This window comes from Dietzia sp. UBA5065 (assembly GCA_002415925.1).
Lineage (GTDB): Bacteria > Actinomycetota > Actinomycetes > Mycobacteriales > Mycobacteriaceae > Dietzia.
The window spans coordinates 1-5,389 of sequence record DIAZ01000009.1 but is presented as its reverse complement, the minus strand read 5'-3'; the positions used below and the strand labels follow the sequence as shown (position 1 = coordinate 5,389).

5 protein-coding genes are annotated in these 5,389 nt (G+C 72.3%); 2 read left to right on the top strand and 3 right to left on the bottom strand.

Features of this window, described 5'->3' with window-relative positions:
- Positions 1-50: 50 nt before the first annotated feature.
- From B4M60_RS00860 to B4M60_RS00850, 3 genes are all read right to left on the bottom strand, one after another.
- Complete coding sequence (locus B4M60_RS00860; RefSeq protein ID WP_291079472.1) at positions 51-773, bottom strand: HAD family hydrolase; 723 nt, start codon at positions 771-773, stop codon at positions 51-53.
- Positions 770-1,321 (bottom strand): TetR/AcrR family transcriptional regulator, encoded by a 552-nt coding sequence (locus tag B4M60_RS00855; protein ID WP_291079471.1) that lies wholly within the window; start codon positions 1,319-1,321, stop codon positions 770-772. The genes B4M60_RS00860 and B4M60_RS00855 overlap by 4 nt, the downstream gene beginning before the upstream one ends.
- A 79-nt stretch (positions 1,322-1,400) precedes the next feature.
- Complete coding sequence (locus B4M60_RS00850; RefSeq protein WP_291079470.1) at positions 1,401-3,011, bottom strand: GMC oxidoreductase; 1,611 nt, start codon at positions 3,009-3,011, stop codon at positions 1,401-1,403.
- 120 nt (positions 3,012-3,131) lie between these two features.
- Between B4M60_RS00850 and ppk2 the strand changes: the two genes are divergently transcribed.
- Both ppk2 and B4M60_RS00840 read left to right on the top strand, forming a co-directional pair.
- Positions 3,132-4,040: a polyphosphate kinase 2 gene (gene ppk2 / locus B4M60_RS00845; protein WP_291079469.1), complete on the top strand. Its 909-nt coding sequence runs from the start codon at positions 3,132-3,134 to the stop codon at positions 4,038-4,040.
- A 90-nt stretch (positions 4,041-4,130) separates the two neighbouring features.
- On the top strand, positions 4,131-5,171 hold the full coding sequence (locus tag B4M60_RS00840; RefSeq protein WP_291079468.1) for an enoyl-CoA hydratase/isomerase family protein: 1,041 nt from the start codon (positions 4,131-4,133) through the stop codon (positions 5,169-5,171).
- Positions 5,172-5,389: the final 218 nt, after the last annotated feature.

Sequence of the window (5,389 nt, the reverse complement as noted above, 5' to 3'; positions counted from 1 at the left end):
CGCGGATCAGCGGGGGAGTGGGGGCGGATCAGCGGGGCGGTGCGGGCGGATCAGCGGTGGGGGGTGTGGGGGGTGGGGATGGCGGCGTGGATGGCGGCGCGGAGGGCGTCCGGGTTCGTGAGGTCGGGCAGGACGGCGTGGGCGCCGGCCGCGAGGAGTTGCTCGGCGGAGACGTGGCCGGTGGCGATGGCGACGCAGGGGGCCCCGGCGTCGAGGGCACCGCGGACGTCGTGCACGTGGTCGCCTATCACGACGGCGGTGGACGCCGAGACGTCGAGGCCTGCTCTGCGGGCGGCGGCGACGGCGTCGCGGACGAGGTCGGCGCGGTCCATGTGGTGATCCCCGAACGCCCCGAGGGAGGGGTCGGGCAGGCTGTCGAACCCGCAGAGCCGCAGCTTGAGCAGGGCGGTGCGCCGCATGTTGCCCGTGACGATCCCCTGGTGCAGCAGCGGGTCGTCGGCTAAGGCGGCGACCGCGTCGTGGGCGCCGGGCATGGGGCCTCCGCCGGCGGCGAGGAGGTCACTGCCGAGGGCGTCGCAGCGCTCGGCGACGGCATCCATGAGGGAGAGGACCACCTCGTCGAGCGGTTCCGTGACGTTGCGCGCGAGCAGATCGGTGAGGATCGCGCGGTCGGTCCGGCCGGCGAACGACGCCCCCATGACGGGGTCACGTCCCAGGAAGGCGGCAAGCGTGGGGGTGATCATCCGGGCGCCGAAGCCGGCAGGATCGAGCAGGGTGAGGTCGAGGTCCCACAGGACCAGGATCGGCCTCACGACGGTGTGCCGACGACCGGCGCCAGCCACTCCGTGAGGAAGTCGCGCAGTTCGGCGTCGGATCGCGAGTCGGGGTCGTCCAGGCACAGGACCGACCAGCCCACGTGCACCCCGATGTCCGCCACGAACTCGATGCGGCCGGCCAGTTCGGGGAACCGCCGGGCCGCGGGGGCGAGCAGGGCTACGCAATAGGCTCGCGCGCGCTCGGCGGCACCCGGGTCGAAGATCGGGTTCGCGGTCCCGGAGAGCGTGAGCACCCGCAGCAGGGGGTCGCCCAGGATGCGGCGGCGGGCCTGGACCACGATCTCCACGAGCAACTCGAGCGGGGACCCGACGGACTCGAGGAGGTCCGTGAAGGCCCCGGAGAGCGTGGTCAGCCGGTCGGTCACCGTCTGCGAGACGAGGTCCTCGCGGGACCCGAAGATCGAGTACACCGTCTGGCGGCTCACCCCGGCGCGCTTCGCCACGCCCGCGATGGTGACGCCGTGGAAGCCGGTCTCCCCGATCACGTGGCGGGTTGCTTCCAGGATGGCGTCTCGGGACCTCACAGCCGCCAGTATCCCGCCGGGTGGGCCCGGCCGCAGCCGGACCGCCACCGTCGGGCCGTGGACCGCCCCGACTCCGGCGCTAGATGACGCCGCCCACGTCGTGTCGGACGATCCGGTCGAGCGCGCGCTCGGCGATCGCCGCGATGGTGAGTGACGGGTTGCAGGCGGCGGTGGTCCCCGGGATGAGGGCGCCGTCCACCACGTACAGCCCGCGTTGTCCGAGGACGCGCCCGTCGATGTCACAGACCCGCCCCATCGGCGCGCCGCCCAGCGGGTGCCAGGTGGAGTTGACGAAGGCGTTGGTGTCGGTGAGGTGGCTGCTCGGTCCGACGATCGTGCGCGCGGTCCGCTCGATGTGGCGCCGTATGCCGGAGTCGCCGGCGGCGGGCCAGCGGATGACGCCCCGGTCCTGGGCGGGGTCGTAGACGATCCGGCCGCGGTCGGCGCTGACGCCGTAACCGACCAGCATGGTGGTGTGCAGGTCCGGGCCGAACGGCGGCGTCGAGGCCTGGATGACGGTGTGCGCGGTGGTGGGGTCGGACCAGTTGAGGCTGCCGTAGACCACCGGCCCGCCCTGGACGGCGCCGAAGTCGGCGGTGGGGTCGGTCCAGGCGTAGATGCGGTCGGCGTTGGTACCCCAGCCGTCGCCGACGGACTCGGGCAGATCGGACACGGCGCCGGTGGCGGCGGCGCGGGTGAGCAGGGTGGCGGTGCCCACCGACCCGGCCGCCAGCATGAGCGCCGGGGCGCGCATCGTGAGGGTCCGGACCACGTTGCCTGCGGTGTCGAGTTCCTCCACGTCCAGCTCCCACCGGCCGTCCGGCGAGCGGCGCATCGCGCGCACGTCGTGCAGGGGGCGGACCTCGACGAGGCCGGTGGCCTCTGCCTGGGCGAGGTAGGTGACGTCGACGGAGTGCTTGCCGCCGTTGTTGACGCCGAACGAGCCGTCGCCGTTGGTGTAGGACGGTCGCATCTCGCCGCGCAGCTCGGCCAGGGCGTAGTCCCAGTCGATGGGCATGGGGATCTTGCGCAGGGGCAGGCCGGCGGCGCGGACGCGGTCGGCGAACACGCGGGAGGCGGCGTACGGGCGCGATTCGATCAGCTCGTCGGGGGCCTCGGCCAGGCGCAGCACCCGGGACACGCGCGGGTAGTACTCGCGGTCCATCTCGCGCCAGTCGATCGCGCCGGGGAACCAGGTGCGGAACAGCTCCTCGGTGGGTTGGAGCGCCATGCCCTGGTAGATGAGGGAGCCGCCGCCGACGCCGGTGGCGCACACGGAGGTCATGTTCTCCCCCACGGAGGCGTCGAGCAGTCCGGTGTAGCGGGGGAGGTCGACGCGGCGGCCGAAGATCTCGGGTGCGGAGCGGAACCACAGCGCGCGCTCGTCCGGGGCCGAGGCACTGGGGAAGGTGCGGGCGTCCGGGCCGGTGGGCCACCGGCGGCCACGTTCGAGGACGACGACGGGGACGCCCGCGGTCGCGAGCCGGAGCGATGCGACGCCGCCGCCGAATCCGCTGCCCACCACGATGCACCGGTGGTCCTGCACCTCGTGGGGGATGCGACCGGGGGCGGCGGACCCCGGGCCGGCGGGGTCGGCGGGCCGCGCGGCCGCGGAGGCATCGGCGGCGAGGGCGGCGATCCCGGCGGCGGCGACGGAGCCGAGGAAGCCCCGGCGGGAGATGTGCGGCATGCGTCCCTCTCTGCCGGCAGGTGTGACGGGTGTCACGTGAAAGTAGACAGTCCCCCCTCGGGGTGTCAAGTTGCGGGCATGTGGTCGGTCGGCCGCGGCGGGGCCGTAGGATCGGTGGCCATGGGCAGCAAGAAGGACGTCAAGAAGTCCCCCTCGACGAACGGCGACGACGCCTCTCCGGGGAGCGGTGGCAAGAACGGGTCCAAGAAGAACGGGCAGCTCCCCAGCGGCCTGGAGAAGCTGCCCAAGAAGGCCTACGAGAACGAGCTCGAGCGAATGCAGGCCGAGCTCGTGGAGATGCAGGCCTGGCTCAAGGAGAGCGGCAACCGTCTCGTGGTGGTGTTCGAGGGGCGTGACGCCGCCGGTAAGGGCTCCGCGATCAAGCGCATCACCCAGTACCTCAACCCCCGGCACGCCCGCGTCGTCGCGTTGCCCGCGCCGACCGCGGTGCACAAGACGCAGTGGTACTTCCAGCGCTACATCGAGCACCTGCCGGCGGCCGGGGAGATCGTGATCTTCGACCGCTCCTGGTACAACCGGGCGGGGGTGGAGCGCGTGATGGGCTTCTGCACCACCGACGAGTACCGCCGCTTCCTCCACCAGGCGCCCATCTTCGAGCGGCTGCTGGTGGAGGACGGGATCATGCTGCGCAAGTACTGGTTCTCCGTCTCGGACGAGGAGCAGGAGCGTCGCTTCCGGGACCGTCACTCCGACCCCATGCGCCGGTGGAAGCTCTCGCCGATGGACCTGGAGTCCATCAACCGCTGGGAGGCCTACAGTCGGGCCAAGGACGAGATGTTCGTCCACACCGATATCCCCGAGGCCCCCTGGTACACGGTCGAGTCGGAGGACAAGAAGCGCTCGCGGATCAACGTGATCTCCCACCTGCTCTCGACCGTCCCGTGGGAGAAGCTCGATCCGCCGTCGTTCGAGATCCCCGAGCGGCCCGCGAGCGCCAACTACGAGCGGCCGCCGCGCGAGGAGTTCCGTTACGTGCCCGACGTGGCCTCGAACCTGCTCGACGGGTGACCGGGTCCGGCCCGGCGGCCGGGGGCGGCGTGAGGTAGGAATTCCTAGTATCCCGGCGACGGTCCGCGCGCCGCCTGACACACTGGGGCCATGAGCGAATTCGTCATCACCCGCCGCGAAGGCCGGATGCAGCACATCGTCCTGGACCGCCCCAAGGCCCTCAACTCCCTCGACCTGGACATGTGCCGGGCCCTGCACTCCGCGCTCGACGCGGCCGCCGGGGACGCGGGCATCGAGGCCGTGGTCACGACCAGCACCTCGGAGAAGGCGTTCTGCGCGGGCGGCGACATCCGCGCGCTGCGCGACGCCGCGGCCGCCGGGGAGCACCAGGTCAACCGCGAGTTCTTCTCTGAGGAGTACGCGATGGACCTCGCGTACCACACGCACGGCGTGCCGACGGTCGCGGTGATCCACGGGGTGGCGATGGGCGGCGGGCTCGGCATCTCGATCAACGGCTCGCACCGCGTGGTCACCCGGAAGGTGATGATGGCCATGCCGGAGACGGCCATCGGCTTCATCCCCGACGTCGGCGCCAGCCACTTCCTGCCCCGCCTCTGCGGCGGCGGCGCGCGCGGCCTGGCCGTGGGGATCTACCTCGGCACGACGGGTGTGCGGATGAACTCCGCCGACGCCCTCTACACCGGTCTGGCCACCCACCTCGTCGACGACGACGAGCGCGACGCTTTTGTCGCCGCCATCGGCTCGGAGGGGCTGGAGGCCGCCCTCTCGCGTTTCGGCCTCGATCGCTCCGCGGCCGGGGAGTCCGCCGTCGAGCGCCACATCGAGCGCATCGAGGACGTCTTCTCCCGCGACACCGTGCAGGAGATGATCGCCGCGCTCGAGTCCGGGCAGGACGAGTGGGCCACCGCGACGCTGGAGATGCTGCGCTCGCACTGCCCGACGTCGATCGTCGCGACCATCGAGCTCCTGCGCGCGGGGGCGGAGGCGGGGGACCTGCGCGAGTGCCTGGACCACGAGCTCGCGCTGGGCGGCTGGATCACCGCCCGCCCCGACTTCGTTGAGGGCGTCCGGGCCGTGGTGATCGACAAGGACCGCAACCCCACCTGGGACCCGGCCGACCTCGACTCGGTGGACGTCGACGCCATCCGCTCCGCGCTCGCCGGGAGCTGAGCGGGTCCGGACGTCCACCGACCCCACGAGCCGGGCCGCACCGCGTACCCTCGCCGAATGGACCACCAGCAGGCGATCGGGGGGTCTGATCCCATGGCAGCCGGGATGCGACTCGCCGGACTCACCGTGACTCGCGCGACGCAGGCCGACGTCCTCGCACGGATCGGCGACTCGCTCGGACAGGGCACGTCGCCGCCGCTCGCCATAGGCTCGGTCAA